Annotated in this window: 28 protein-coding genes, 1 pseudogene and 1 riboswitch; of the genes and pseudogenes, 14 read left to right on the forward strand and 15 right to left on the reverse strand. The window is 72.7% G+C overall.

Features of this window, described 5'->3' with window-relative positions; all coding sequences use genetic code 11:
* Window positions 1–5: 5 nt before the first annotated feature.
* From K8W59_RS09010 to K8W59_RS09040, 7 genes are read left to right on the forward strand one after another with little or no spacing between them, the layout of a single operon-like run.
* Window positions 6–419: a hypothetical protein gene (locus K8W59_RS09010; protein ID WP_223399509.1), complete on the forward strand. Its 414-nt coding sequence runs from the start codon at window positions 6–8 to the stop codon at window positions 417–419.
* A gap of 47 nt (window positions 420–466) precedes the next feature.
* Window positions 467–763 (forward strand): hypothetical protein, encoded by a 297-nt coding sequence (locus K8W59_RS09015; RefSeq protein WP_223400089.1) that lies wholly within the window; start codon window positions 467–469, stop codon window positions 761–763.
* Window positions 760–1629, forward strand: coding sequence for a hypothetical protein (locus K8W59_RS09020; protein ID WP_223400091.1), 870 nt, complete (start codon window positions 760–762; stop codon window positions 1627–1629). The genes K8W59_RS09015 and K8W59_RS09020 overlap by 4 nt, the downstream gene beginning before the upstream one ends.
* Before the next feature lie 19 nt (window positions 1630–1648).
* Window positions 1649–2011 (forward strand): HK97-gp10 family putative phage morphogenesis protein, encoded by a 363-nt coding sequence (locus K8W59_RS09025; protein WP_223399510.1) that lies wholly within the window; start codon window positions 1649–1651, stop codon window positions 2009–2011.
* A complete protein-coding gene (locus tag K8W59_RS09030; protein WP_223399511.1) occupies window positions 2008–4608 on the forward strand; it encodes a hypothetical protein in 2601 nt (866 codons plus the stop codon). The genes K8W59_RS09025 and K8W59_RS09030 overlap by 4 nt, the downstream gene beginning before the upstream one ends.
* Window positions 4605–5537 (forward strand): hypothetical protein, encoded by a 933-nt coding sequence (locus tag K8W59_RS09035; RefSeq protein ID WP_223399512.1) that lies wholly within the window; start codon window positions 4605–4607, stop codon window positions 5535–5537. Before K8W59_RS09030 ends, K8W59_RS09035 begins: the two co-directional genes overlap by 4 nt.
* On the forward strand, window positions 5534–6118 hold the full coding sequence (locus tag K8W59_RS09040) for a hypothetical protein (protein WP_223399513.1): 585 nt from the start codon (window positions 5534–5536) through the stop codon (window positions 6116–6118). Before K8W59_RS09035 ends, K8W59_RS09040 begins: the two co-directional genes overlap by 4 nt.
* Here K8W59_RS09040 and K8W59_RS09045 read toward each other — a convergent pair.
* The 5 genes from K8W59_RS09045 to K8W59_RS09065 form a co-directional block, all read right to left on the reverse strand.
* Entirely contained in the window at window positions 6102–6965 is an 864-nt protein-coding gene (locus tag K8W59_RS09045; RefSeq protein ID WP_223399514.1) for an HIRAN domain-containing protein, read from the reverse strand. The genes K8W59_RS09040 and K8W59_RS09045 overlap by 17 nt on opposite strands.
* Window positions 6966–7081: 116 nt before the next feature.
* On the reverse strand, window positions 7082–7771 hold the full coding sequence (locus K8W59_RS09050; RefSeq protein WP_223399515.1) for a helix-turn-helix domain-containing protein: 690 nt from the start codon (window positions 7769–7771) through the stop codon (window positions 7082–7084).
* The gene (locus K8W59_RS09055) at window positions 7768–7968 is read right to left on the reverse strand and encodes a hypothetical protein (RefSeq protein ID WP_223399516.1); all 201 of its coding nucleotides are present in this window, start codon (window positions 7966–7968) and stop codon (window positions 7768–7770) included. The genes K8W59_RS09050 and K8W59_RS09055 overlap by 4 nt, the downstream gene beginning before the upstream one ends.
* Window positions 7965–8429: a hypothetical protein gene (locus tag K8W59_RS09060; protein ID WP_223399517.1), complete on the reverse strand. Its 465-nt coding sequence runs from the start codon at window positions 8427–8429 to the stop codon at window positions 7965–7967. The genes K8W59_RS09055 and K8W59_RS09060 overlap by 4 nt, the downstream gene beginning before the upstream one ends.
* Window positions 8430–8532: 103 nt before the next feature.
* Window positions 8533–8799 carry a hypothetical protein gene (locus K8W59_RS09065; protein ID WP_223399518.1) on the reverse strand — a complete coding sequence of 89 codons (267 nt, stop codon included), beginning with the start codon at window positions 8797–8799 and terminating at the stop codon, window positions 8533–8535.
* A 362-nt stretch (window positions 8800–9161) separates the two neighbouring features.
* Between K8W59_RS09065 and K8W59_RS09070 the strand changes: the two genes are divergently transcribed.
* The 4 genes from K8W59_RS09070 to K8W59_RS09085 are packed head-to-tail and all read left to right on the forward strand — an operon-like array spanning window position 9162 to window position 12794.
* Window positions 9162–10286 (forward strand): FecCD family ABC transporter permease, encoded by a 1125-nt coding sequence (locus tag K8W59_RS09070; protein WP_223399519.1) that lies wholly within the window; start codon window positions 9162–9164, stop codon window positions 10284–10286.
* 32 nt (window positions 10287–10318) lie between these two features.
* Window positions 10319–11326 carry an ABC transporter substrate-binding protein gene (locus K8W59_RS09075; protein WP_223399520.1) on the forward strand — a complete coding sequence of 336 codons (1008 nt, stop codon included), beginning with the start codon at window positions 10319–10321 and terminating at the stop codon, window positions 11324–11326.
* Window positions 11323–12120 carry an ABC transporter ATP-binding protein gene (locus K8W59_RS09080; protein WP_223399521.1) on the forward strand — a complete coding sequence of 266 codons (798 nt, stop codon included), beginning with the start codon at window positions 11323–11325 and terminating at the stop codon, window positions 12118–12120. Before K8W59_RS09075 ends, K8W59_RS09080 begins: the two co-directional genes overlap by 4 nt.
* On the forward strand, window positions 12117–12794 hold the full coding sequence (locus tag K8W59_RS09085; RefSeq protein WP_223399522.1) for a class I SAM-dependent methyltransferase: 678 nt from the start codon (window positions 12117–12119) through the stop codon (window positions 12792–12794). Before K8W59_RS09080 ends, K8W59_RS09085 begins: the two co-directional genes overlap by 4 nt.
* 7 nt (window positions 12795–12801) lie before the next feature.
* Here the strand turns inward: K8W59_RS09085 and K8W59_RS09090 are convergent, their stop codons facing one another.
* From K8W59_RS09090 to K8W59_RS09105, 4 genes are read right to left on the reverse strand one after another with little or no spacing between them, the layout of a single operon-like run.
* Window positions 12802–13074 (reverse strand): hypothetical protein, encoded by a 273-nt coding sequence (locus K8W59_RS09090; protein WP_223399523.1) that lies wholly within the window; start codon window positions 13072–13074, stop codon window positions 12802–12804.
* Window positions 13071–13841: an ABC transporter ATP-binding protein gene (locus tag K8W59_RS09095; protein ID WP_223399524.1), complete on the reverse strand. Its 771-nt coding sequence runs from the start codon at window positions 13839–13841 to the stop codon at window positions 13071–13073. The genes K8W59_RS09090 and K8W59_RS09095 overlap by 4 nt, the downstream gene beginning before the upstream one ends.
* Window positions 13838–14881: a FecCD family ABC transporter permease gene (locus K8W59_RS09100; protein ID WP_223399525.1), complete on the reverse strand. Its 1044-nt coding sequence runs from the start codon at window positions 14879–14881 to the stop codon at window positions 13838–13840. The genes K8W59_RS09095 and K8W59_RS09100 overlap by 4 nt, the downstream gene beginning before the upstream one ends.
* Entirely contained in the window at window positions 14878–15891 is a 1014-nt protein-coding gene (locus tag K8W59_RS09105) for an ABC transporter substrate-binding protein (RefSeq protein ID WP_223399526.1), read from the reverse strand. The genes K8W59_RS09100 and K8W59_RS09105 overlap by 4 nt, the downstream gene beginning before the upstream one ends.
* 20 nt (window positions 15892–15911) lie before the next feature.
* A riboswitch (cobalamin riboswitch) is annotated at window positions 15912–16104 on the reverse strand.
* 49 nt (window positions 16105–16153) lie between these two features.
* On the opposite strand from K8W59_RS09105, the gene K8W59_RS09110 reads away from it, so the two are divergent.
* On the forward strand, window positions 16154–16741 hold the full coding sequence (locus tag K8W59_RS09110) for a LysR substrate-binding domain-containing protein (protein ID WP_223399527.1): 588 nt from the start codon (window positions 16154–16156) through the stop codon (window positions 16739–16741).
* Here K8W59_RS09110 and K8W59_RS09115 read toward each other — a convergent pair.
* Entirely contained in the window at window positions 16730–17299 is a 570-nt protein-coding gene (locus tag K8W59_RS09115; RefSeq protein ID WP_223399528.1) for a nucleosidase, read from the reverse strand. The genes K8W59_RS09110 and K8W59_RS09115 overlap by 12 nt on opposite strands.
* Window positions 17296–18732, reverse strand: coding sequence for a GuaB1 family IMP dehydrogenase-related protein (locus tag K8W59_RS09120; protein ID WP_223399529.1), 1437 nt, complete (start codon window positions 18730–18732; stop codon window positions 17296–17298). Before K8W59_RS09120 ends, K8W59_RS09115 begins: the two co-directional genes overlap by 4 nt.
* A 189-nt stretch (window positions 18733–18921) precedes the next feature.
* Here K8W59_RS09120 and galK point away from each other — a divergent pair, with 189 nt between their 5' ends.
* Window positions 18922–20100 carry a galactokinase gene (galK, locus tag K8W59_RS09125; protein WP_223399530.1) on the forward strand — a complete coding sequence of 393 codons (1179 nt, stop codon included), beginning with the start codon at window positions 18922–18924 and terminating at the stop codon, window positions 20098–20100.
* A 160-nt stretch (window positions 20101–20260) separates the two neighbouring features.
* Here galK and K8W59_RS20370 read toward each other — a convergent pair.
* Window positions 20261–21603, reverse strand: a pseudogene (locus K8W59_RS20370) (DUF2252 domain-containing protein).
* 36 nt (window positions 21604–21639) lie between these two features.
* Window positions 21640–22245, reverse strand: coding sequence for a hypothetical protein (locus K8W59_RS09135; RefSeq protein ID WP_223399531.1), 606 nt, complete (start codon window positions 22243–22245; stop codon window positions 21640–21642).
* Between the two features lie 119 nt (window positions 22246–22364).
* Here K8W59_RS09135 and K8W59_RS09140 point away from each other — a divergent pair, with 119 nt between their 5' ends.
* Entirely contained in the window at window positions 22365–22655 is a 291-nt protein-coding gene (locus K8W59_RS09140) for a YiaA/YiaB family inner membrane protein (protein ID WP_223399532.1), read from the forward strand.
* A gap of 88 nt (window positions 22656–22743) precedes the next feature.
* Here K8W59_RS09140 and K8W59_RS09145 read toward each other — a convergent pair whose 3' ends face one another.
* A complete protein-coding gene (locus K8W59_RS09145; RefSeq protein ID WP_223399533.1) occupies window positions 22744–23952 on the reverse strand; it encodes an acyl-CoA dehydrogenase family protein in 1209 nt (402 codons plus the stop codon).
* 15 nt (window positions 23953–23967) lie between these two features.
* Window positions 23968–25332, reverse strand: a complete 1365-nt coding sequence (locus K8W59_RS09150) for an acyl-CoA dehydrogenase family protein (protein ID WP_223399534.1) — start codon at window positions 25330–25332, stop codon at window positions 23968–23970.
* Window positions 25333–25398: the final 66 nt, after the last annotated feature.

Below are 25398 nucleotides of genomic sequence, written 5' to 3' on the forward strand. Positions count from 1 at the left end.
CTGACGTGGCGGGCAACGAGGTCTTTCGCGACGGGGACTGCGTGTCGGTGCCGGTGCCTGTCGGGACGAGGGCAGGTGACCCGGTTCGGGTGCGGGGTCTGAACGGGTGGGCGCAGACGGATCGTGCGAACGCGTCGGTGTCGCCGATGAACGCGGACGGTAGCCGGAACGTCGCGTACAACTACGGCGGCGGCAACCCGGACGGCCACGCGACGGTGTGGCTGCGTGGAGCCCCCGTGTTCGAGGTCGACTTCGCGGTCAAGGCCGGGGATCCGGTGTTCATCACCGTGGACGGCACGAACAGGCTCGCGGGTGCTGCCGGTGAGGGGCTGGTGCGGTACGGGCATGCGCTCGCCGCGAAGCCGGCTGGGGTGGGGGCGTTGGCGGTGCGGGTGAGCAACGCCCGGGAGTCGTCGTGATCTGGGGCTGGCGTCGGGACAGGTGGCGGCGGTCGCTTCGGGCGGAGTTGGCGGAGCGTGACCGGGAGGTCCGCACGCTGCGCCGCGAGCTCGAGGCGGTGAAGGCTCGCGCGGCTCGGCAGCAGGCGGCGGCCGCGGCCGCTGCGCAGGCTGCGCGGGCGCGTGAGGAGGCCCGCGGGGTGATCGCTGAGGCGGGCGGGCTGCGGTTCAACCTGCTGCAGGTGCGGGGGCTGCTGGTGGATCTGCCGATGGATGACCGTGGCCGCCTGGATGTGGCGGCGTTCGCGGTGCGGGTGTTCGACGCGGCCGCGGAGATCAGGGACAGCGAGGAGAGTGCGCGATGACGAACCGGAAGACGCTGCAGGCGGCCGTGGCCGCGGCGGAGTCGCAGCTGGTGGAGGCCCGCGGGGTGCTGGGCCAGTGGCGTGACCGGACCGCGGACGCGGTGGCCGACCTGGCGCGGGTGGAGGCGTTGTCGGGTGATGAGCTCCTCGACGACGCCGAGGCGGCGGCTGCGTGGCCGGTGCGGGTCCGGGAGGCGCGGGACGCGGTGACGGTCGCGGAGCGCGCCACGGAGGCGCAGGAGCGGCGCGTGCTGGTCGCGGAGCGTGTCTGGCTGGGCGCGCAGGCGGCGCTGTTGCAGGCCGTGGAGGTGGAGCCGGCGGCGGCGGCGCTGAAGGGGCACACCGACCGGACGGCGGAGCTGCTGGCCGCGTTGGAGGAGCACGACGGCCCCTACGTGCACCGGTCCCGGGTGGCGGCGCTGGAGCGGACGCCGGGACAGCCGACCGTGATCGACGTGCCGAAGAGTCGCCCGCTGGCGCAGGCGGCCCGTCTCGCGGAGCTGCGTCACCAGGTGCTGGTGGCGATGGCGGCCGGGGAGGATCCGGCCGGCGTGGTCGCGGCCCGTGGCGAGGACTTCGTCGAGGACGACTGCTACCCGGCGTGTGTGCAGGCGACGGGTCTGGTGCCGGCGCCGGCGTACGTGGCTCGGGTGGAGGCTGTGCGGGTGCGGGTGGCCGAGCTGGAGGCTCTGCCCGGGCAGATCGCCGCGGAGGTCGAGGCGCTCCCCGAGCGGGCGGCCCGTGAGGGGTGGTCCGCGGAGGTCCTGGCCCAGGCGGAGGAGCGGCGACGGGCACGGGTCGAGGACATCCCCGGCGAGCTCGACGAGGCCCGCGAAGCCCTGTCGGCGTTGACCGGCGGGTCCTGAACGGGAGGAGGCGTCGAGCGTGGGTGCGCGTCTGGACCAGAGCCAGCTGGAGCGGTTCGCCGTCGACCTGCACGCCGCCGGGTCTCGTGCTGATGTGCGTCTGGGGCAGGCGGTGAGGCGGTTCGTGTTCGAGGTCGAGGCGGCCGCGAAGGTCACGGCGCCGGTCGACACCGGCGCCCTCCGCTCCTCCATCGGTGGGGCGTCGAAGACGGGCGTGGGGCGGCATGTCGGCGCCGTGGACGCGACGGTCGGCTATGCCGGGTTCGTCGAGTACGGCACCTCGACGCAGGCGCCGCAGCCGTTCCTCGGGCCCGCGTTCGACGGTGCGGTGCCGGGGCTGGTGCAGGCGGCGCTGCGGATCGGGGCGGAGGCGATCCAGTGACAGACGATGCACGCCGGATCCGGGTTGTCCTGACGCTGGAGAACTCCGCGTACCTCCGCAACGTCAAGGCGTCCGGCCAGACCACCGACGCCACGATCGCGAAGAACCGCGCGGCCGTCGCCGGCCTCGGCGACGACTTCGACGCCACCACCCGTTCGGTGCGTGATCTGTCCACCGAGATCGGCCGCAGCGAGCGCGCCATCGACTCCTTCTCCGGGCGGGCCGGGATCGTTGGCGACGCCCTCCTCACCCTTGGCCCTGCGGCGATCCCGGCACTCGCCGCGACTGCGCCGCTGGTCGGGGCCCTCGGTGAGTCCCTCGGCACCGCAGCCCTGGCCGGCGGCACCGCCGCGTTGGCGTTCCGCGGCGTCGGGGACGCCCTGGGCGCGGTCCAGAAGGCGAAGCTGGAACCAACCGTTGCGAACCTCGCGGCCGCCCGGCAGGAACTGCAGCAGCTCTCACCGCCGGCGCGAGCGTTCGTGCTCGAGCTGTCCCGCCTCTCCCCCGTCGTGAACAGCCTGACCGGGGCCGCCGCCTCCGGGCTGTTCCCCGGCCTGACCAGCGCGCTGACCACGATGGCTGATGCTGCGCCGCGGGCTCGGGAGTTCCTCCGCGAGGTCGGCGACGCCACCGGCGACGTCGCTGCCGCGTCGGCCGCGGATCTGACGTCGGGGCGTTGGTCGGACTTTGTCGACTTCCTCCAGGCCGACGCCCGCCCCAACATGCAGTTGACCGCCGAGGCCGCGCTCGACCTCGGCCACGGCCTCTCCGAGCTGTGGATGCAGTTCTCACCGGCGAACAACGCGGGGATGCAGTCGATCGCCGACGCCGCCGACGCGTTCGACCGGTGGGCCAGCTCTGCCCAAGGGGCCCAGGCGGTCAACCAGGTGATGGGCTACATGCGCGAGGTCGGTCCCGAGGTCGCTGAGGCAACCGTCGCGATCGCGTCGGGACTCAGCGGGATCGTAGAGGCTGCGGCCCCGCTCGGTGGGCCGGCGTTGAACGCCCTGGAGGCGTTCTCCAACGTCGTCGGCGGCCTCGCCCGATCCGACCTCGGCACGCCCCTACTGGCCGGGCTCGCCGCGTGGCGGCTCTACACGCGTGCCACCCAGTCCTACGACGCAGTGCTGCGGTCCGGACCGTTGACCTCCACCCGCGAGTTCCTCACCCAGGCCCGCACCGGCGTACCGACCATGGCCCAGTTCAGTGCCGTCCTGACCAGGGCCGGCCAGTCCGCGCAGTTCCAAACCGCGCAGACCCGTGAAGCACGAGCCGCCGTCGGCGGCTACCTGCGCCAGTTCTCCGGCACCGCCGGCGCCGTCGCCCAGGTCGGCACCCTCACCGCCGTCACCTCCGGCCTGACCGACAAGCTCGGCGTCACCAACACCGCATCCCTCGCCCTGGCCGGGTCGATGGCCGGGCCCCTCGGCGCCGCGGTGGGCGGCGTGGTCGGTGGCTTCCTCGACATCCGCAAGGCCGGCGAACCCGCCCGCAACGCCATCGAGGGCATCAACGAGGCGATCGCCTCCGGCGACCTCCGCGCCCTGCAGGACAACCTCCGCGCCGCCCGCACCGAGCTCGCCGACCTCGAGGACTTCGGGTCCGGGTTCGGTGACTTCTTCAGCGACGTCGGCAAGATCCTGGCCGCCGGGCCACGGGACGCCTGGCGTGAGACCACGAAGCTGGAGAGTTCCACGATCGCGGCATCCAACGCGATCGCGCACATGCGCGCCAACTCCGGCGGCATCGGCGACATCTTCGCCCGCGACCTGGGGGTGACGAACCGTGCGCTTGTGGTCGCCACCGGCAGCGCACGGGAGTTCCGTGCTGCCATGGCGTCGGTCAACGCGACGCTGTCCGGGCGGGCGTCGATGCGGGACTACGAGGCTGCCCTGGACAACCTTCGTGCCACCTGGGCCCAGTTCGGCAACCGCGACTTCGTGAAGAACAACGGCAAGTTCAAGATCGGCCTCGAGGGTGGACGACAAGTCGAAGCGGCGCTCGACAACATCGCCGCTGAGTCGCTGCGGGTCGCGGAGAACTTCAAGGGCATGGACCGGGTGCGGTTCATGCGGCGGGCCCGAGCCGACTTCATTGAGAACGCACGACTCCTCGACCTCAATGCCGGCCAGGCGCGTCAGCTGGCCACCGAACTCGGCCTGTTGGGCAACAAGAAGGCCAAGCCCGGTGTCGACCTGATGGACGCACCCTTCCGCAACAAGCTCCGCGGCGCCGAGCGCGGCGTGAACGAGTTCGACCGGAAGAAGGGCACCGCGACGATCGACGGCAACAACAAGCCGGCATCCGCCCGCCTCTCTGCCGCGGAGCGTCGTCTGGCCGCCTGGAACAGGGCCCTCGGCATGGCCGAGGTCGACGCCAAGGACAACGCGTCGAACACCATTGCTGCCGTCGGGGCGAGGCTGCGGGCTCTGGACGGCAACCGGGCGCGGACCTACGTCGAGACCGTGTACACCTCCTCGGGCAAGCGGTTCAAGGACGTCCCCAGCGGAGTGCCAGCAGCGGCCGCCGGCCCTGCGGTCAGACTCCCGGGGGCTCCGCCGTATCCGTCGCCGTTCGACCAGGAGCCCGCAGCATGACCCTGCTCGCCTTCGCGCTCTACGACGACCGAGCCGAACTCCTCACCGACACCCTGTCCTACAGCCTGAACGTCAGCAGCCTCGGCCACCACACCAAGCTGATGCCGCTGACGCACCTGGACTGCGTGATCGCCACCGCGGGCGATCACGAGTTCGGAACCGACGTCCGGCTAGGCCTGGCGCACCTCGGCGCGAAGATGGAGACCTTCGACGACCTCGTCGAGCACACCCCCGCTGTCCTCAGGGCGCTGCACGAAGACGCCCCAGCGCTCACCTGCAGCACCGTGTTCCTGCTCGGCTACTCCCCCGCGGCGGAGAGGTTCACCGCGCACGTCTACGCCAACGACGACGACTTCACGCCGCTGCAGGTGACCAGGCCGTGGGTGATGCCCGCACCCTGGGTAGTGCGGCCAACCGACCTCGAAGTGAGCCGCCTCAAGGCACAACCTGATGACGGCAGCTTCGAACGTCTGGGAGAGCAAGACGCTGAGACCTGGCAGGCCCGTCCACCCCTGGATCCTCCTGCAGACGTCGATGAGTGGATCATGCTCGCCGAACTCGCTCGCGCACACCGCGCACTCGACGGCCCCTTCCACACCTGCATCGGCGGCCAACTGCTGCTCACCCGCATCTGGCAAGGCGCCCAGACCACCGAACGAGTCGGGACGTTCAACGACACCGGCGAGGAGCTCCTCAAGCTCGTCCAGTGGACCCGCCACCCACTCGCTCAGGAGCAACCCTGCTGGTGCGGCTCCGGCCACCGCTTCGTCGAGTGCGCCCTCCGCGACGAGTGGGGCGAACCCTGCCTGTGCAAGAGCGGCCTGACGTTCCGCGACTGCTGCCGCATTCCCGCGGACGAGACCGTCCCACACGTCCATGACCCGACCGCCGTCCAGCAGCGGCCGCTGCCCGAGAAGGAGCAGGCATGACCGAGACGACCGACCAGGCCCTCACCGATGACGCCGACTGGAGCATCGACGACCTCCTCGACGAGTTCCGCCCCGCTGAGACTGTCGCCCGGTTCGTCCTGCGCCACGACCTTGCCGCCGCCAGGGGCGACATCGCCGCGGAGCTGGGCACCCTCCTCACACCATTCGGAACCCCCCGACCTGGCCGCGAGGACGATGTGCGCCGGCTGGCTGCCCGCCTCGTCGACGTCGACCAGCAACTCGAGCAGAGCCGACGAGCCATCCGGTTCCGGGGCCTGAACGCCGCCGACCTGGAACAGTTCGAACGCAAGCACCACCCGGACCACCAGCCCGACGCGGAGGGCCGCACCTTCCTGCTCCAGCTCGCCGCCGAGACCGCGATCGCGCCTCCCCTGACCGTGGCGGACCTGCAGAAGCTGCAGAACGCGTTGCCCGCTGCGGCGATCTCGGAGATCTTCGACAAGGCCCGGGCGGCGTCGTACGGCGTCGACGACGCCACGCGGCTGCCCGCCGCGGTACTGCGGCTGGCCGCGGGATCGGAGCCCGACGAGGAGCAGGAGTCGGCTAACTCGGACGAGTGATCTGCTCCCACAAGTCCGGCGTCGTCACCAGCACATGCGGATTCGTCGACCGCCCGATCCCGGGGCCCGGCCCGTGCATGGTGACCGCCACCAGCTCGGTGCCGCCGTCAAGGAGCTTCGCTAGACGCTTCGCCTTCCCACGCATCACGTACGCCCACGGCGTGGTGCTGCTCGGCTCGCACAGCTTGATGGCGTTGGGGTCGTGTGGGTTCGTCGGCTCCCGCACCAGGTCGACGGCGTTCCCCGGACGCAGGTCCGCCGCCGCGAACGCCGGCTGATGGTGTTCCTGGCCGCCACGTGCAGTGACGATGTGGATCCCTGTCCGCCAGATCCCGGTGCTTCGCGGGTTGATGATCTGTCCGGTCCTGGTTGACACGAGCACGAGCCGGTCGGCGTCCGGTAGTTCGATCAGCCGCAGCGCGACGGAGCCGTCGGCGTCGGGCTCGAAGAGCGCGGGTTCCTCCGCCTTGGGTGCGTAGTCGCGGCGGCCGATCTGGAGACCGGCAGGCTCGTCGTCCTCATCGAGTTCAGCTGCCCACGCCAGTTCCTCGCGCTCCAGCTCAGCAGCAGCCTCGCGGTCGAGCTTCTCGACGAGGGCTTCGGCCTCGGCGTCGATCTGGGCGTTGAGCCGAGCCAGCTCGGCCTCGTAGTCGAAAGGCTCCGCGTCAGGGGCCGGCTTGGGTTCCGCTACGGGAGCCGGGTCGTCGAAGAGGGACGACGTCTGTTGCTGCTCCGGTGCAGGGTCTTCGCCCTGGGGTGTGGTGTCGCCGCTTGGGATCGGTTCCGAACGAAGCACCTGGACCACGACGAACCCGAGCACCGCGACGACGACCAGGACCACCGCCACCGTTCCCCACATCAGCTGCTCTCCCGTCGTGCCCGATGCGAGTCAGGGTGTCACAGCAAAGCGCCCCGGGCAGGTGGTCTCGGGAATCCACCGCCCAGGGCGCCGCAACGGCCACGCTACGCCGCCCAGGCCTCCTCCCACACCTCCCAACCTGTCAACCCGAGCAACCGCACCGCGAGTCGGTCCCCGATCGCCGGCGTCACGTACCCCTGCCGGCGAGCACGCTCGTACGCCTTCTCGTCGGCCGAGTTCCGCTGCCCACCACACGCAGCGAACCCGCCCCGGCCCTCCACACGCTCCACCAGCGGCCCCGCAGCCAACCGCCGGGCCCTCGGCCGCCCCGAACGCCTTCGACCCGGGAGAGGGCGATTCCGGGCCGCGTACGCCGCCACCGAGGATCCCTCGACCAGCCACATCCCCGCGGCCTTGAACCCCTCGAGGCGCCCAGCTGCGGCCAGCCGAGCCACCGTCTCCGGCGTCAACCCCAGCAGCCGGGCGGCGTTGTCGCTCGTCAACAGGTCCCCAGCCGCGATCTGGTCTCGCATCAACGCCGGCAACACAGCAGTCCGCGCGTCACGACGCGACCGCGCCGGTACGTAGCCCCGCACCGAGTCCAGCGTCAGGAGCCACGCCATGCCGAGGTTCACCCCGTCGAGCTCGCCTTTGCGGGCGAGCAGCCGCACCCGCTTCGACGACACCCTCAGCATGGCCGCGGCCTGCCGCACGGTCACCAGTCCGGCAGCCGCGAGCGTTCCCTCGGCGGTCAGGACGTACGGCACCGGGTCCTCCAGCGTCGCCGCGGTCACGACGCACGCTCCCGCCCACGCGTCGCCGACGCACGAGCCCGCTCGGCCGCGGCCAGGTAGACCGTCACCGGAACGTGCGCGGCCAGCGCGCCGTGCAGGTGCGCGGAGAACACGGCGTACTCGTCGGCCGACAGCTCCGCCGTCAGGTCGTCGAAGGCCCGGCTGTTCGCGGCGGCCCGCGCCGCGAACCGAGTCATGAGCGCCCTCCGATCGGTGTGCCGACCGCCGCCTCGAGGTCGGCGACGCTGTCCCGTGCCGTGGCCAGCGAGTCAGCGAGCTCGGCTCGGGTGTAGTCGCTGGCCATGGTCGCGCCGGCCACGACGGCCCGAACGAACGGCGCGTCCTGGTCGTCGAGGTCCAACACGGTCTTCCCGACTTGCAGCACCAGCCTCCACGGCTGCGGCTCGAACACCTCGACGCCCGCGCGGTCGGTCGCCTCGATCCGCACCTCCCACAGAAGCGGCGACTCAGCGTCACCCGGCGTCTGCGCGACGCTGGCGATCACGCGACGGTGCCGCATCGCCCCGTCGTCGTCGATCCGGTGGTGCACTCGCCCGTAGCCCTCGCAGGGCTCGCGGTCGCAGGCGAGGAAGTAGCGGCCCTCGGTTGAGTCCGGGTGCTCAGGCGTGCCGGGCTGGTTGTTCGTACGCTCGTTCATGATCTGGTTCCTTCCAATCCAAGGTTTCAGGTCAGGCCCCGTCCGGTGTGTCCGCACCTGGCGGGGCCGCTTCGTTCATGCTCGCCGTCACCACCGACGGTCTTCAGTCGGCATCACCCCGCTTCCTGCGCCTGGCCTTGGCGGAGGCGAGGGCGAGGCGCTGGAAGTAGGCCCGCCGGGCTGCGTCGACCCGCTTCGCGAGCTCGTCGGGCGCCAGCACCCCGTCGGGGTCGACCTCCCGGGCGAACCGCGCATCCAGGCCGGCCCGGGCGGGGGCGGTGGCCGCGGAGCGGTCGGGCTCCTTCGCCCACCGGCTGTTCGCCGCGATCTGCGCCCGCAGACGGCGCTCCGACGGCGTCGACCCGCTCACGGCAACCGCCGCAGGCAGGAGAGCAAGGTGGCCGCCTCGGCGACGCTGAGTAGTTGTGGTGGCTGCTTCGGCATGGGGTTCCTCTCGTGATACCTCGCGTGATACCGCCGCTCGTGTTCCGGGTGCCTCAGGATGCTGTTTCGCCCTACTGAGCCCGGCGGGAAATCGCGGAATCACGCCTGACAGGCACCGCGATGTACCCAGATGGGCCTCCGGTGACGGAAGTTCAAGTCCCCCCTCGGACACCATCGCAAGGCATCGGACCCCGGATCGCATGAGCGGCCCGGGGTCCTTGCATGTTCGGGGCCGGCCACCCGCTACCCTCCTTGTTGCAAATCGTTCGCAATAAGTGAGGAGGCGGCGTGACCCCGAGCGTCGGTACGGCGACCCGGCAGCCCGACGCTCCGACGGACCGCTCCTCCTCCCCGGGGTCGGATCCGCTCGGTCTGCGGGCCGGACGGCGGAGAGCGGCCGCGTGGCTGGTCGGACTCACGCTCGGGCTGGTCCTCACCATCATCGCCGGCGTGGGTCTCGGCGCCTCCTCGCTCCCGGTGGGGACGGTCGCGCGGATCCTGGCGAGCCACCTCGGGATCGACCTCGGCGGGGCCTGGAGCGCCCCGGCCGACGCGATCGTCTGGCAGGTGCGGCTGCCGCGCGTGCTGCTCAGCGTGCTCGTCGGTGCCGGGCTGGCCGTCTGCGGTGTCGCGCTGCAGGCGATGGTCCGCAACGTGCTCGCCGACCCCTACCTCCTCGGGGTCAACTCCGGCGCCTCCAGCGGCGCCGCGGCCGCCATCCTCTTCGGCTTCGGCGCCGGATTCGGGGAGTACGCCCTGCAGAGCACGGCCTTCCTCGGCGCCCTGGCCGCCTCCCTCCTGGTCTTCCTCGTCGCCCGCAGCGCCGGCCGGGTCACCTCGATCCGGCTGCTCCTGGCCGGTGTCGCGGTGGGCTATGCGCTCTACGCGCTCACCAGCTTCCTCATCTTCGCCTCCGGCTCCGCCGAGGGCGCCCGGTCGGTGATGTTCTGGCTGCTCGGCTCGCTGGCGCTGGCCCAGTGGAGCGCGCCGCTGCTCATCGTCGCGGTGGTCGTCGGAGGCTCGGTCGCCCTGCTCACCGTGTGGGGCCGCCGTCTCGACGCCCTCGCGATCGGTGACGAGACCGCCCACACCATCGGCGTACGCCCCGACCGGGTGCGGCTGCAGCTGCTGCTCGTCGTGGCGCTGTGCATCGGCGTGGTCGTCTCCGCCTCCGGCAGCATCGGCTTCGTCGGCCTCGTGGTCCCCCACCTCGCGCGCCGCGCGGTGGGCGGCCGGCACGTGCGGGTGGTCGCCGTCGCCGCGCTCATGGGCGCGATCCTGCTCGTCTGGGCCGACGTCCTCGCCCGCACGCTCTTCGCCCCGCAGGAGATCCCGATCGGGATCATCACCTCCCTCGTCGGAGCGCCCTTCCTGCTCGTGCTCATCCGTCGGCTGCACGCCGCTGGCGGCTGAGTCCCGTCCTGCCCCATCCCGAGAGGAGCCTCGTGCCCGTCCCCCACTTCCGCTTCCGCATCGCCGCCACCGTCTCCGCCCTCGCCGTCGGGCTCAGTGCCTGCGGCAGCGCCGGCGACGACCGGGCCGAACCCGCCTCCTCCCCCGCCGCCGGCAGCTATCCGGTGACGGTGCAGAACTGCGGCGCCGAGGTGACCTTCGACCGGGCGCCCGAGCGTGCGGTGCTGCTCAAGAGCGCCTCAGTGCCGTTCCTCGCCGAGATCGGCGTGCTGGACCGGGTCGTCGCGCGTGCGGGGCAGTACCCCGAGGAGTACTACGACCAGGAGACCCGCGCCGCGCTCGACCGCATCCCCCTGCTGACCGACGAGCTGGACAGCAGCGGGCACCTGCAGATCTCCAAGGAGTCGGTGATCGGGCAGGAGGCTGACCTGGTGCTCGGCGAGATCGACAACCTCTCCCGCTCGAGCCTGGACGCCGTCGGCATCCCGCTGCTGGAGGAGCCCGCGCTCTGCGATCGGGGCGCGGGCGAGCCCGGCTTCGACGCCGTCTACGACCAGCTGGAGCTCTACGGGAAGGTGTTCGGTCGGGAGAAGCAGGCTCGCCAGGCCGCTGCCGACCTGAAGCAGGAGGTCGCACAGATCGAGAAGCGGGTCGGCGGCCCCTCCGGTCGCACGGCCGCGGTCCTCTACCCGACGGTCGGCGGCGGTACGACGTACGCCTACGGCACCGGGAGCATGGCGGACCCCCAGCTGGAGGCGGCCGGCCTGGAGAACGTCTTCGGCGACGTGGACGAGCGGGTCTTCGAGGTCACCTTCGAGGAGCTGCTCGCCCGCGACCCCGACGTGCTGGTGCTGCTGCACAGCGAGGGCGAGCCCGGTCCGGTCGAGGACGCGATCACCGAGCTCCCCGGAGCCCAGGACCTCACCGCGGTCCGCAACGGCGACGTGATGGCGCAGCTGTTCAACTTCACCGAGCCGCCCAGCCCGCTGGCGGTCGAGGGCCTGCGCCGGATCGTGGACCGCTTCGGGGACCAGTCGTGATCGAGGCGCGGGACCTGTCCTGGTCCTACGGACGGGCGCAGGTGCTGCAGGCGGTGTCCCTCGCCGCCCCACACGGCCGGGTGCTCGGCCTGATCGGGCCCAACGGCAGCGGGAAGACCACACTGTTGCGTCTGCTCTACGGCGCCCTGACAAGCCCCACCGGCGAGGTGACCCTCGACGGCGACCCGCTCTCCGCGCTGCCGCCGCGCGAGACCGCGCGCCGGCTGGCCGTGGTGGTGCAGGAGTCCGGCACGGAGAGCTCGATGACCGTCGCGGAGATGGTGCTGCTGGGGCGTGGACCGCACCTGTCGACCTTCCAGCGCAGCGGCGCGCACGACCAGTCGGTGGCCGCACTGGCGTTGGAGCGGGTCGGGGCCGCGCACCTGGCGGCCAGGCCCTTCGCCGGTCTGTCCGGCGGTGAGCGGCAGCGGGTGCTGATCGCCCGGGCCCTGGCCCAGCGGGCCAGCCACCTGCTCCTCGACGAGCCGACCAACCACCTCGACATCCGCTTCCAGCACGAGGTGCTGGGCCTGGTCGCCGGGCTCGCGCACGAGCTGGAGACGACCACCGTGGTCGTCCTGCACGACCTCAATCTCGCCGCGCAGTACTGCGACGACCTGGTGCTACTCGGGGGCGGTGGGATCGCCGCGGCCGGTCCGGCCGACGAGGTCCTCGACCCCGGGATCCTCGAGCCCGTGTACGGCATCGGGATCGAGCGGGTGGAGGCCGGCGGACGCCTGCACCTGCTCTTCCACCCGCACACCCGCCGCCGATCGGAGGACCGGAGCGCATGAGCCTGCAGGACGCGATCAACGACTACTGGACCGCCCGCGCGCCGTCGTACGACGCCTATCAGCAGCGTCCGGAGCGCCGCGACCTCGACGTCGAGGCCTGGGGCCGGGTGTGGTCCGACGCCCTCCCGCCCGCTCCTGCGGACGTGCTCGACGTCGGCACCGGCAGTGGCCAGGTGGCCCGCCTGCTGGCAGGCCTCGGCCACCGGGTGACCGGGATCGACCTGGCCGACGGGATGCTCGAGCTGGCCCGCGAGCACGCGGCGACCGACCCGCGTCCGCCGCGGTTCCTGCCCGGGGACGCGGTGGCACCGCCCTTCGCGCCGGCGACGTTCGACGCGGTGGTCGGCCGCTACGTCATGTGGACGCTGCGCGACCCCGCCGAGGCGGTGGCGAGCTGGATCCGGCTGCTGCGCCCCGGTGGCGTGGTGGCGATGGCGGACAGCACCTGGTTCACCGACGGCCTGGGCGAGCTGTACGGCGAGCGCCCGGACGCCGCGCTCCCCCTTGCCGACGCGCCCACCATCGACGCGACCGCCGACGTGCTGCGCGAGGCGGGGCTCACCGAGGTGAGCGTGACCCCGCTGGAGGAGATCCTCCGGCTGGACCGCACCCACGGCGTCGCGCCCGGCCACGAGGTGCAGCTGCAGTACCTCCTGACCGGCCGCCGGCCGTGAGGTGACCTCACGGCCGGAGCAGCGCCTCCCAGGCGGGGTCGAAGTCCGGATGCGCCGCGTAGCCGAAGATCAGGATCCGCAGCTCCCGACGCTCCGGCAGCCGCCCGGAGCGGAGCAGGGACAGCAGGTCGTCGACGACCGCCACCTGCGTGGCCGCACCCGGTCGACGGTGGGCGTCGGGGTGCTCGCTGCGCTCCCAGACGCGGGCCAGGTCCTCGGTCAGCCGCTCCTCGAGGAACGCGCACAGGGTCTGGGCCCGCTGGTTCAGTGGGCGCCTCACGGGAGCACCCCGTTCCAGCGCACGTGCGGCCGCGCGTGCACCGGGTGCGGCTCGACGTCGGCGTCCACGCCGTAGACCCGGGCGAGCAGCTCGGAGGTGAGCACCTCGGCCACCGGGCCGTGCGCGACGAGCCGACCGCGGTCCAGCACGGCGAGGTCGTCGCAGTAGGCCGCCGCGAGCTCCAGGTCGTGCAGGGCGGCCACCACCGTCAGCCCCAGCCTGCGGACCCGGTCCAGGAAGTCCAGCCGGTGGTGCAGGTCGAGGTGGTTGGTCGGCTCGTCCAGGAGCAGCACCTCCGGCTGCTGGGCCAGCGCGCGGGCGAGGTGGGTGCGCTGCCGCTCCCCGCCGGACAGGGTGTGCCACGACCGCTCGGCCAGATGGTCCACCCGCGCCGTGGCGAGCGCGGCGTCGACGATCCGGTCGCCGGCGCAGTCGCCGTGGGAGAACCTCGATCGGTACGGCGAGCGGCCGAGCTCGACCACCTGGCGCACCCGCAGGCCGAGGCTGGTCGTCGCCTCCTGCTCGACCAGGGCGAGTCGTCGTGCCCGGTCCCGCGGGGCCATCCGGGTCACGTCATCCTCCCCCAGCCGCACCCGCCCGGTGCACGGGCGGGTCAACCCGGCGAGGACCGTGAGCAGCGTCGTCTTGCCCGACCCGTTGGGGCCGAGCAGCCCGGTCATCACCCCGGGGCGGAACGCCACGGTGACGTCGTCGAGCACGACGGTGCGGTCGACCGTCCAGCCGACCGAGGCTGCGCTCAGGCTCATGCGCGGCCCCGCATCCGGAACAGCATCCAACAGAAGAACGGGGCGCCGATCGCGGCGGTGACCACGCCCACGGGGATCTCCTGGCTCTCCACCAGCGACCGGGCCACGGTGTCGGACCACACCAGCAGGGTGGCACCCACCAGGGCGCACAGCGGCAGCAGCACCCGGTGCGCCGGGCCGGTGACGCCCCGGACCAGGTGCGGCACGACCAGGCCCACGAAGCCGATCGCGCCGGCGTACGCCACCAGGCAGGCCGTCATCAGCGCGGTCACCACCAGCAGCAGCCACCGCAGCCGCTCCACCCGCACCCCCAGGGATCGCGCGGCTACCTCGCCGAACGCGAACGCATCGAGCTGCCCCGCCACCGCCACCGCCACGGCGGTGCCGGCCACGGCCACCGCGGCCACGAGCACGGCCGACTCCCATCGCATGCCGGCGAGCGAGCCGAGCGTCCACGACAGCACCCGTCGGGCGGCGTCCTGGTCGCCGCTCATCAGCACCACGACGGACACGTAGGCCCCGCACAGCTGGGCGACGATCACTCCGGCGAGGACGGTCCTGGTCGGGGAGAGGGCGCCGCGGGGGCCCGTGGCGAGGCCGAGCACCAGGACCAGCGCGGCCAGTGCTCCGAGGAACCCGGCCGCGGTCACCGCGGCGGACCCCACCAGGCCGGCCACCGACACGCCGAGCACCATCACCGTCACCACCCCGGCTGAGGCGCCCGAGGAGATGCCGAGGAGGTAGGGGTCGGCGAGGTCGTTGCGGGTCAGGGACTGGAGTACGGCGCCGCACACGGCGAGTCCCCCGCCGACCGCGGCCGCCCCGAGCACGCGAGGCATCCGCAGCTGCCAGACGATCTGGTCGGCGACCACCGTGACCCCGAAGTCGCCCAGATGCATGCGCCTGAGCACCACGCCGACCACGGAGTCCAGGGGGACGCGCACGGCGCCCACGCCGAGGGACACCGCCATGCTGGCGAGCATCAGCGCGACGACGCCCACAGCGACCGTCGAGAGCAGGAGAGGTCGGGACAGGGTCATCGCTCCAGGTCGAGGTCGTCGAGCTGTCGGGCCACCGATGCGGCACCGTCGACCAGGCGGACGCCGACGGTCGAGGCGGAGAACGGCACGGTGACGAACCGTCCCTCCCGGACGGCCGTGAGCCGGCTCAGCACGGGGTCTCGCCGGAGATAGGCGATCTTGTCGCGAGCGCGGTCCCAGTCGGCGTCGGCCAGCACGATCACGTCGGGATCGGCGGCCACGACGTCCTCCCAGCTCCCCTCGGCCCAGTCGGCGTCGACGTCGGCGAACACGTTCTCCGCGCCGACGGCGTCCAGGACGAGTTGGGGCCCGCCGGCACCGCCCCCGACGAGCGGGGCGCGACGTCCGGAGTCGAACCAGAGCGCCTCCAGTCCCCTGCCGCTGCCTTCCTCCCGGACGGCCGCCAGCCGGTCCTCCTGCTCCCGCCGGAGCCGCTCGCCGCGTTCGGGCACGCCGAACGCTGCGGCCACGGCGTCGACCTCGTCCCAGACCGCGTCGAACGAGGCGCGCGGCTGCCGGGCGGCGTCGTCACAGCCGAACGGCGAGAGGTAGGCCGGCGTACCCGCCTGCTCCAGCTCGGTGCGGCTGCCTGCCACCTTGGCGTCGAAGGCGCTGGCATAGGACGCATAGACGAAGTCCGGTGCTGCGGCGAGGAGCTCCTCGCGCTGGGGGTACTCCCGGGCCAGCACGGGCACCGACTCGTAGGCGGCACGCCACCGGGGCGGGACCGCGTCGTCGAGGTACGCCGTCCCGACCAGCCGGTCCTCCAGCCCCAGGGCGAGGGCCACCTCGGTCGCTCCCTGGTTGAGCGTGACGGCGCGCTCGGGCGGCGTCGAGATGGTGGTCGTGTGCCCGCAGCTCTCGATCTCGACGGGATAGCGCCCGCCCGTGGGCGAGCCCGTCGCGGCGGCGTCGCTCGCGACCGGCGCTCCCGCGCACCCGGTCAGGACGAGCCCGAGGACCGCGCCGCACAGGGCGGCCGGGACGGGGGGCACAGGTCGGCTGCGCATCTGGTTCTCCAAACCCTCGTGGAACGTGACGCGCCGTGGCCGGTCTCCTGGCTTCCGTGTCAATGCTCGACGGCCGACCTTCCCGGGCTCGCGCCCAGTGGTCCGAAGCAACCCGAGCTGCTCCGCAAGGGCCGTCTCGCTCGACGGCTACAGTGGCGAGGGCCGCGCCGGCGTTGGACCGGCTTCCCGTGCACCACGGCGGAAGCAAGGTAGCACCCGGGACCCGGCCCGAGTCGAGAGGCGTGACGACTACGCTCCACGCGTGAGCGCGCAACCCTTCCGAGTCGGCTTCGTGACCGGCGCGACCCCCGACAAGTGGGCCCGCGTGTGGCGGGAGCGCTACCCCCGGCGTCCCCTGGAGCTGGTGCCGCTCGCGGAGAGCGAGCAGGAGTCCCGGCTGCGCGACTGGTCGGTGGACATGGCGCTGGTCCGACTGCCCGTGGACCGCGACGGCCTGCACCTGATCCCGCTCTACGACGAGGTGCAGGTGGTCGTCGCGGGCCGCGAGCACTTCGTGGCGGCGGGCGAGGAGGTCGAGCTCGCGGACCTGACCGACGAGCAGCTCGTCGCCCCCCACCGGTCGGGCTGGGAGCCGCAGGTCGAGCAGCTGGACTGGCCCGCGATGAGCGAGAAGCAGGCGGTGGAGACGGTGGCGGCCGGAACCGGCGTGGTCCTGCTCCCCCAGTCGGTCGCGCGGCTGTTCGCGCCCAAGGACGTGGTGAGCCGCCCGGTGCCGGAGCTGGAGCCCACCAGGGTCGGGCTCGCGTGGCTGGTGGAGCGCGACGACGACGTCACGCAGGACTTCGTCGGCGTGGTGCGTGGGCGCACCGCCAACTCCTCACGCCGATGAGGTGAGGTCGGCGACCCAGTCGGCCAGCGCGCGGGCGCTCGCGTCGACCATCGCCGGCCAGTCCTGGGCGGACTCGTCGGCGTTGTCCGAGACGTGCTTGACCAGCCGCACCGGCACGCCGAAGGAGCGCGCGGCCCAGGCCACGGCGTACCCCTCCATGTCCACCAGGTGTGCCTGCCGCGCCAGCCGCTCACGGACCCCGGGGTCGGAGACGAAGAGGTCGCCGGAGGCCAGCACCAGCTCCCCCGGCCCGGTCTCCAGCCGCTCCTCCGGGTCGTAGCCCAACGCCCGGATCGCCTCGGCGTTGATGTCGTGGTTGAGCACCGTGCCGGGCTCGTGCAGCCCGGTGAGGCCGTCGCGCAGCGCCCCCGCGGTGCCGAGGTTGATCACCGTCAGGCTGTCCAGGTCGTCGTACGCCGCCAGGGCGCGGGTCGTCTCCACGGCGGCCGCGGTCTTCCCGAGCCCGGTGATCACGAGCGGGAGGTCGGCGGGGACGTGAGCCGCCTCGGCCGCCGTGGCGGCGACCACCAGCCAGCGCCGTGCCATGGTCGTGCTCACCACGAGGTGGTGAGCGGCCTCCCCTCGTGGAAGCCGGCCGCGGACTGGACGCCGACGGTCGCGCGCTCGTGGAAGTCCTCCAGCCCGGTCGCGCCGGCGTAGGTGCAGGAGGAGCGCAGCCCCGAGCAGATCTGGTCGATCAGGTCCTCCACGCCGGGGCGCGCCGGGTCGAGGTACATCCGCGAGGACGAGATGCCCTCCTCGTAGAGACCCTTGCGGGCACGGTCGTACGCCGACTCGCCCGTGGTCCGGTTGGCGACCGCCCGCGCCGAGGCCATGCCGAAGGAGACCTTGTAGGCGCGCCCCTCGGAGTCGACCTGCAGGTCGCCGGGCGACTCGTGCGTGCCGGCGAACCACGAGCCGACCATCACCGACGAGGCGCCGGCCGCGAGCGCGAGCGCGACGTCGCGGGGGTGGCGCACTCCCCCGTCGGCCCACACGTGGCGGCCCGCGGCCCGGGCCTCGGCGGCACACTCGAGGACGGCGGAGAACTGGGGCCGTCCGACCCCGGTCATCATCCGGGTGGTGCACATCGCGCCCGGCCCGACGCCGACCTTGACGATGTCGGCCCCGGCCTCGATCAGCGCGCGGGTCCCCTCGGCGGAGACCACGTTCCCCGCGGCCACCGGCACGCCGGGGTCGAGGGAGCGGACCGCGCGCAGCGCCTCGAGCATCCGCTCCTGGTGGCCGTGTGCGGTGTCCACCACCAGGCAGTCCACCCCGGCGTCCAGCAGCTCGCGGGCCTTGGCGGCCACGTCTCCGTTGACGCCGACGGCGGCGGCGATCCGGAGCCGACCGGCCGCGTCGACGGCCGGGTCGTAGAGCGTGGCCCGCAGCGCGCCCAGCCGGGTCAGCACACCGAGCAGGCAGCCGCCCTCGTCGACGGCCACCGCGAGGCTGCCGTGGGCGCCGGTGAGCCGGTCGAAGGCCTCCCGCGGGCTGGTGTCCTGGCCGATGAGCACCATGTCCGAGCGCATCACCTGGCCGACCTGGGCGAAGCGGTCGACCTCGGCGCAGTCCTCCTCGGTCACCACGCCGACCGGGCGGCCGCCCTCGACGACGACGGCGGCGCCGTGCGCACGCTTGGGGATGAGGGAGAGCGCCTCGGCCACGGTCTGGTGCCCACCGAGGGTGATCGGGGTGTCGAAGACCAGGTGCCGGGACTTCACCTCACGCACCACGTCGGCGACGACCGGCAGCGGGATGTCCTGCGGGATCACCGTGAGGCCACCGCGGCGGGCGACGGTCTCGGCCATCCGCTTGCCGGCGATCGCGGTCATGTTCGCCACGACCAACGGGATCGTGGCGCCCGTCCCGTCGCTGGTGGCCAGGTCGACGTCGTAGCGGCTGCCGATGGCGGAGGCCTGCGGCACCATGAAGACGTCGTCGTAGGTCAGGTCGTGGGGCGGCTGATGGCCGTCGAGGAAGCGCACGTGAGGGAAGCCTACCCATTCCTGCCCAGCCGGGCCCCGGAGTCCACGAGATCCCGGGGCCCGGCGACGTGGAGCCGGTCCCCCCGGACCGGACATCGCAGGGAGTGGCACCGAAGGAGTGGCCACTCGAGGCGTCCAACGCGCCGTGGGTGGAAAGGTCACGGGGCACGACCACATAGGCTCCCGGGCATGACGTGGTGGGACGCCGGGGAGCCGGACCGGCTGGCCGAGCGGGTGCGAGCGGGCCTCGAGAGCGCGTGGCGCCGCCGCGCCGATGTCGTGGGGGTCGCCCCGGGGCGGGTGAACCTGATCGGCGAGCACACCGACTACAACCGCGGCCTGTGCCTGCCGCTGGCGCTGCCGCACGCGACCTATGTGGCGATGGCGGCGCGGGACGACGACCGGCTCCGCGTCGCCAGCGCCCAGGCCGACACACCCTGGACCGGGCGGGTCGACCGGACCGGCCCCGGCGAGCTGCGCGGGTGGGTGGCCTATGTCGGCGGCGTGCTGTGGGCACTGCGCCAGGAGGGCTGGCCGATCCCGGGCCTGGACGTGTACGTCGACAGCACGGTGCCCCTCGGGTCCGGGCTCTCCAGCTCCGCGGCGATCGAGTGCGCGGTGGGCAGCGCCGTCGCCGCCCTGCTGGGGCGCGACCCGCGCCAGACGCCGGTCCAGCAGACGGTGGTCGCTGCCGGGATCCGGGCCGAGGCGGAGGTGGCGGGCGCCCCGACCGGTGGGATGGACCAGACGGTGGCGGTGTACGGCGCCGCCGGGTCCGCCCTGCTGCTCGACTTCGACGCCGACTCCCGCCGCGAGGTGGCCCTGGACCTGGCGACCGACGACCTCACGCTCCTGGTGGTGGACACCCGGGTCAGCCATGCCCTCACCGACGGCGGCTATGCGAGCCGGCGGTCGGAGTGCGAGGCGGCCGCTGCCGAGCTCGGGCACGCCTCCCTGCGCGCGGCGACCCCGGCCGAGGTGGAGCGGCTCTCCGACCCGGTCCTGCGCCGGCGCGCCCGGCACGTGGTCACCGAGATCGCGCGGGTGAACGAGGTCGTCGACACCCTCGCCCGTGGCGGCGCCGGCCACATCGGGCCCGCCCTCTCAGCCTCGCACGCCTCGCTGCGCGACGACTTCGAGGTCAGCTCGCCGGAGCTGGACCTGGTGGTCGACACCGCCGTCGCGTCCGGTGCGCTGGGCGCCCGGATGACCGGAGGCGGCTTCGGCGGCTCCGCGCTCGCCCTGGTCCCCACCGGCGCGGTGGAGCAGCTGCGCGGCGCCGTGGCGGGGGCGTTCGCGCTCAAGGGCTGGACCGCCCCGCGCTTCCTGCGCGCCGTCCCCTCCCGCGGGGCCCGCCTGCTCGGCTGACACCAGCCGCCCCTGCCCCTGCGCCAGGACGTCATGCGGAGTGGGGAACCGCTTCCCCGGAACGTATGACGCTATGCCCGGACGGCTCAGGACGTCATGCGGAGTGGGGAACCGCTTCCCCGGGACGTATGACGTTGTTCGGCGCGACGTCGTGCGGGAGTCAGGTGGCGCTGACCCGGATCCGGTTCTCCCGGAACGCGTCGACGAACAGCGCATAGTCGCGCCGCACGCGGTCGGCGTACTCCACCCCGAAGTCCTGCAGCCAGGTGGTGAACTCGCGGCGGCGGCCCTTCAGCGACTCGACGATCGCGGCCTCGACCTGGAACTCGACGAGGTCCTGGTCGCTGTCCTCGTCCGACGCGCAGTGGATCTTCGCGGTGGCGCGCCCGAGGTAGTCGACGACCTCGGCCATGTCGTCGGGCTCGGTCAGGTTGCGCCAGTCCAGGTCGACCTCGTACGGCGAGACCTCGGAGACGACGAACCCCACGCCGTCGATCTCGGTGTGGCCGAGCAGCGGGTCGGTGTGCACCTGCAGCGCCCGCTGGCTCACCACGGTCCGGTGACCCTCGTTGAGGAAGTAGCCCTCCACCTGCGCCCGGTCGACGAACCGGCTCAGTGCCGGCACGTTGGCCTGTTTCATCGAGAGCACCACGTCGTTGTCCAGCGCCTGGTTGTATCCCTCGACGAGGAGGGAGTACGCCGGCAGGCCGGCGCTGCCGATGCCGAAGCCGCTGCGGCCCACCACGTCGTGCAGGTCGTAGAACAGGTCGCGGTCGAAGCGCTTGTCCTCCGGGATCGTCTCGAGGTAGCCCTCGAAGGCGCGCACCGCCTTCCTCCGCTCGGCCTGGGAGAGCCGCCGCACGCCCGGCCGGTCGCGGAACACCCGGCGGCCGTCGACCTGCTCGGTGGACCCGGCCAGCAGGTCGGCCCGCCGCATCGAGCGGGCCGCGACCAGCGCGGTGTGCACGGCTCCGGTCGTGTTGTCGAAGTGCAGCGCGAAGTCCTCGTCGTTCTGCACGTCGGCGTAGTGGTCGACCTGGGCGAGGTAGGCACGACGTAGCGCGCGATGAGCCGCCGTACCTCCTTCTCCGGCAGTGCCTTCTGCCAGCCCAGGAGGGCCAGGGAGGCGACGAACCGCTGGAGGTCCCAGGTGAAGGTGCCGAGATAGGCCTCGTCGAAGTCGTTGACGTCGAAGACCATCAGCCCGTCGGAGTTGAGGTAGGTGCCGAAGTTCTCCACGTGCAGGTCGCCGTGGATCCAGATCCGGCTCCCCTCGTCGTTGGCGAACGGGTCCTCGCGCGCCGTCATGTCGGCGAAGAACAGGCTGGCGCTGCCGCGGTAGAACGAGTGCGGGTCGGCGGCCATCTTGCGGAACTTGGTGCGGAAGGCCGCGGGGTTGTGGCGCATCAGCGGACCGAAGGCGTCGTCGAGCACGTCCACGATCAGGTCGGTGCGGTCGGCATCCTTCAGCTTGGTGGTCCGGGGGCTCACGGTCGGGGTCATGGCGTCATCCTCACACCTGCGGGCCCGAATGCGCTGCTATCGCGGCGGTCGCAGGCCGACCGAGCGCAGCTCGAGCTCGGCCAGCCGGGCGATGACCGCCGGGTCCCGGTCGCGCCAGGCACCCGCGGGGTCGTCGCTCACCCGGGCGAGCACGTGCATGGGCTGGGTGGCCAGGGCGCGCAGCGCGAACAGGTCCAGGTCGTCGGCCGAGTCGACGAACCGCTGCCCGGCACTCGCCCGGCGGGCGAACCGCACGCGTCCGGGCAGGTAGAAGGCGGCCACCAGCAGGGTCGGCATGGTCGCGATCGACAGGCGCAGCCAGAAGGCCAGCGACTCCACCGCGCGCACCTGGTCGCGGCTGGCCTGCGCGAGCTCGTCGGAGGCATCGGTGGCCAGGTCGAACGGCGCGGCGACGCGCTCGCCGACCAGGGGTACGTCGGCCAGGGAGTCCCGGGCGTCGCCGAGCCCGCCGGAGAGGCGCTCGGCCGCCCGCTCCGCCTGGCGACCCGGGTCGGCGAGCTCGGTGGTGGCGTCGTGCACCACTCCCGCCACGTAGACCCAGAGCACCAGCCACAGCACGAACAGCAGGTCGCCGGCGACCTGGCGGGTCCGCCGTACCGGGGTATCGGCATAGAGCTTCATGGCCACCATCCGACCAGCCGGTCGGTACGCACGTCCACGCGGAACCGGGTGCGCATACTCAGACGAGTCAGGCATCGGCACGGGTACGGCGACGCCGCGAACCCGACAGGCTCTTCGCCATGAGCACCGAGAAGAGCACCGTGCGGAACACCACCGCCTACTACGCCCAGGCCGCCATCTCCTTCGGCGTGGCCCTGATGACCATGCTGGTCGCCGTCTACCTGCTGCCCGCGGACCCGTGGATCAAGGCCTTCCTGGCCCTGGGCACGCTGTTCCTGACCACGTCGGCGTTCTCCCTGGCCAAGTGCGTCCGCGACGCGCAGGAGGAGCACTCGCTGCTGGGGCGCCTGGACCAGGCGCGCGTGGACAAGCTGCTGGCCGAGCACGACCCGTTCCGGGCGGTCGGCTGATCGTCCTCCCGGGGGATGGGGGGATCCTCCGGGAGGGCTCGGGGTGGGGGCCGGCCGACCCGCGCGGGGGGCGGGTCGGCCGGTCGCCTCACTTCAGCTGAGCGCTGGAGAGCCCCAGCAGCCGACGGGCCACGATGAGCTGCTGGATCTGCTGGGTGCCCTCGAAGATGTCGAGGATCTTGGAGTCGCGCGCCCACTTCTCCAGCAGCTCGCCCTCGGCGTAGCCCACGGCCCCGCAGAGCTCGACGCAGGAGAGGGTCACCTCAGTGCCCACCCGGCCGGCCTTCGCCTTGGCCATCGAGGCCTCCAGCGAGTTGGGCTTGCGGTTGTCGGCCAGCCAGGCGGCCTGCAGGGTGAGCAGTCGGGCCGCCTCCCACTCGGCCTCCAGGCGGAGGAAGGTCGCCGCAGCGGCGGGCTGCAGCTGGGCCGGCTTGTCGTAGTCGATCTCGACCCCGGCCTGCTCGAGCAGGTCGCGGGTGAGGTCGAGCGAGGCGCGGGCGCAGCCGACCGCCATCGCGGCGACCAGCGGGCGGGTGTTGTCGAAGGTCGCCATCGCGCCGGCGAAGCCCTGCTTGACGTCCACCTCGGGCGAGCCGAGCAGATCCTCGGCCGGGACCCGGCAGTCGGTGAACGTGATGACGGCGGTGTCCGAGGCACGGATGCCGAGCTTGTGCTCCAGTCGCTCGACCTTCATGCCCGGGTTGTCCTTGCGGACCACGAAGGACTTGATCGCGGCCCGGCCGAGGGACTTGTCCAGGGTGGCCCACACGACCACGCTGTCGGCGCGCTCGCCGGAGGTGACGAAGATCTTCTCGCCGTTGAGGACGTACTCGTCGCCGTCCTTGACCGCGGTGGTGCGGATGCTGGCGGAGTCCGAGCCGGTGCCCGGCTCGGTGATCGCCATGGCGGCCCAGGTGCCGTCGTACCGCTCCAGCTGCTCGTCGGTGGCGACCGAGGCGATGGCGGAGTTGCCGAGCCCCTGGCGGGGCATGGAGAGCAGCAGCCCGGTGTCGCCCCAGCACATCTCGGCGATGGAGAGGACCGAGGCGAGGTTGGCGCCGTTGCGCACGCCGGTGTCCTCGCCCTCGGAGCGGCGCACGCCCGCGGCGCCGGCCCCCTCGGAGGCGCCGGACTCCGAGAGCCCGTCGATCATCGCCGCGAGCATGTCCAGCTCGCGGGGGTACTCGTGCTCGGCCCGGTCGTACTTCCGGGAGATCGGCCGCAGCATGTTCATCGCGACCTGGTGGGCCTGGTCGACCAGTGCCCGGTGCTTCTTGGGGACTTCGAGGTTGATCATGGTGGGTGGCCCGTCTCAGACGAGCACGCCTCCTTCCATCACGCCGATGGCCCGGAGGTCGCGGTACCACCGCTCCACCGGGTGCTCCTTGACGAAGCCGTGCCCGCCGAGGAGCTGGACGCCGTCGTTGCCGATCTGCATGCCACGCTCGGTGCACAGGCGCCGGGCCAGTGCCACCTCGCGGGCGAAGTCCTTGCCCTGGGCGGCACGGCCCGCGGCGCGCCAGGTCGCCAGCCGCATGCCCTGCAGCTCGATGCCGATGTTGGCGACCATGAAGGCCACGGACTGGCGGTGGCCGATCGGCTCGCCGAAGGCCTCGCGCTCGTTGACGTAGGGGATGACGCGGTCCAGCACCGCCTGGCCGGTGCCCACGGCCAGTGCGCACCAGGCGAGACGCGAGAGCCGGACGCACTCGGTGTAGGTGCTGCCGTCGGTCTCGCCCAGGACGGCGGTGGCCGGCACCCGGACGTCCTTGAGGTGCAGCGTGGTCAGGGCCGCGGCGCGGACGCCCATCGCGGGCTCCGCCTCGATCTCCAGCCCCTCGGTGCCGGACTCGACGAGGAACAGCACGGGCCGGTCCTCGAGCAGCGCACCGACCACGAAGAGCTCGGCGTCGGCGCCGCGCGGCACCATCGCCTTGACGCCGTTCAGGACGAAGCCGTCCTCGGAGCGGGTCGCGGTGGTCTGCGGCCGGAGCACGTCGAAGAGCACCTGCGGCTCGGTCAGGGCGAGCGACGCGGCGGGTACGTCGTCGCCGGTGAACGCCGGCAGGTAGGTCTGCTGCTGCTCGTCGGTGCCCCAGAGGGCGAGCGCGGTGGCGACCGAGCCCGGAGCGAGGCTGGCGACCGCCAGACCCATGTCGCCCTTGGCCAGGGCCTCCGCGACCAGGACGCCGGCCGTCGCCGACCGCTGCTCGGCGATCCCGCCGAGCTCGTCGGGCACGCCGAGGAGCGGCAGGCCGACCTCCTGGCCGGCCTTGAGTACCTCCTCCGGCGCCTGGCACGCGTCGTCCGCCTCGGCGGCGGCCGGCCGGAGCACCTCGGTCGCCAGCTCGCCGACCACGTCGGCGAGCATCTGCTCGTCCTCGGTCGGGGTGAGGTCGAAGACGCCGGTGGCGGGCGCGGTCGACGTGCGCGTCCCCGGCTTCTGCGAGCTCCCCATCCGGCGGAACGAGCGGCCGGCGGTCGTGGCGACCCGGAACCCTCCGCGGGTGACGGTGAAGACGGTCTGCTCGGCCTGCTTGCGCAGGCCGACCCGGTCGAGGACGTCGCTGCGGGCCAGCCGGTTGAGGCCGGCCACCAGGATGCCGATCGGGTCTCGGTTCTCGCTGCGCGACAGCCCGTTCCGGCCGCCGGGGCGCAGAGTCTTGGTCAGGGACATGCGGATAATGTAACTCGCAGTTACACCATCCGGCTACGATGCCGTCCTGTGGGTCGAGTCACCCTA

This window comes from Nocardioides rotundus (assembly GCF_019931675.1).
GTDB classification, from domain to species: domain Bacteria; phylum Actinomycetota; class Actinomycetes; order Propionibacteriales; family Nocardioidaceae; genus Nocardioides; species Nocardioides rotundus.